Genomic DNA, 913 nt, shown 5'->3' with positions numbered 1-913 from the left:
ATTGGCTTATTCTTACGATTCAACATGTTAAAAAAAACTCCTTTTCCTCTATATTTCATTTTTATACGTAAAATTAGGACAAACGCCTGTTGCTTTTTATCCTTTTGTTCCGCCTGCTGTTAAGCCAGCTACAAAATTCTTTTGAAGTAAAACAAAAATTACTGCAATCGGAATACTGATTAGGATAGCTCCCGCTGCAAAAGTAGTATAACTAGCTCCCATTACATCATTGACTAGGTTAAATAATCCAATCGGTAAGGTATAAGCTTCTGTTTTTCTTAAAATAACAGAAGACAATACAAAATCTCCCAGAGGACCGGTAAAGCCATTCATAGCTACTACTGCAAGCATAGGTCTTGATAACGGCAAAATAATCTGCCAAAAAATCCTAGTTGGACTAGCTCCGTCAATACGCGCACTTTCATCTAAGTCAATAGGTATAGAGTCCATATACCCTTTCATCAAATACGTATTCATCGGGATTTGGCCGCCAGTATACAATACAATCAGCAACCAATGACTATTCATCATGCCTAACATCTGAGCTAAAACGAATAAGGCAACTAATGCAGAAAATTGTGGAATCATTTGTAAAAGTAAGAATAAGGTCAATCCATTATTACGTCCTTTAAAACGGAATCGTGAAAAAGCATAACCTGTAAATGATACACTTATAACTGTAAATAGCATGGTGAAAATACTAATTTTCATTGAATTTTTATACCATTGTGCATACGGCAAATTTTTATGACCAGCAAATAATTCGCGATAATGGTCCAAAGTTGGATTTTTAGGAATCAGTGTCGTGCTAATCAAGCTATTTCCTGGATTGAAACTTGCCCCAATTGTCCAAAGAAGCGGATAAATTATGGCAGCCATCACACTAATTAAAATAAAATACGTAAAGAATAAG

At 34.9% G+C, this 913-nt stretch carries 1 protein-coding gene; it reads right to left on the bottom strand.

Features of this window, described 5'->3' with window-relative positions:
• Window positions 1–96: 96 nt before the first annotated feature.
• On the bottom strand, window positions 97–913 hold an 817-nt coding region (locus RT405_RS09090), incomplete at its 5' end, for a sugar ABC transporter permease (protein WP_396163616.1).

The sequence above is a fragment of the Carnobacterium sp. genome (assembly GCF_032094055.1).
Taxonomy (GTDB): Bacteria; Bacillota; Bacilli; order Lactobacillales; family Carnobacteriaceae; genus Carnobacterium_A.
This window is presented reverse-complemented; position numbering and strand designations above follow the sequence as displayed.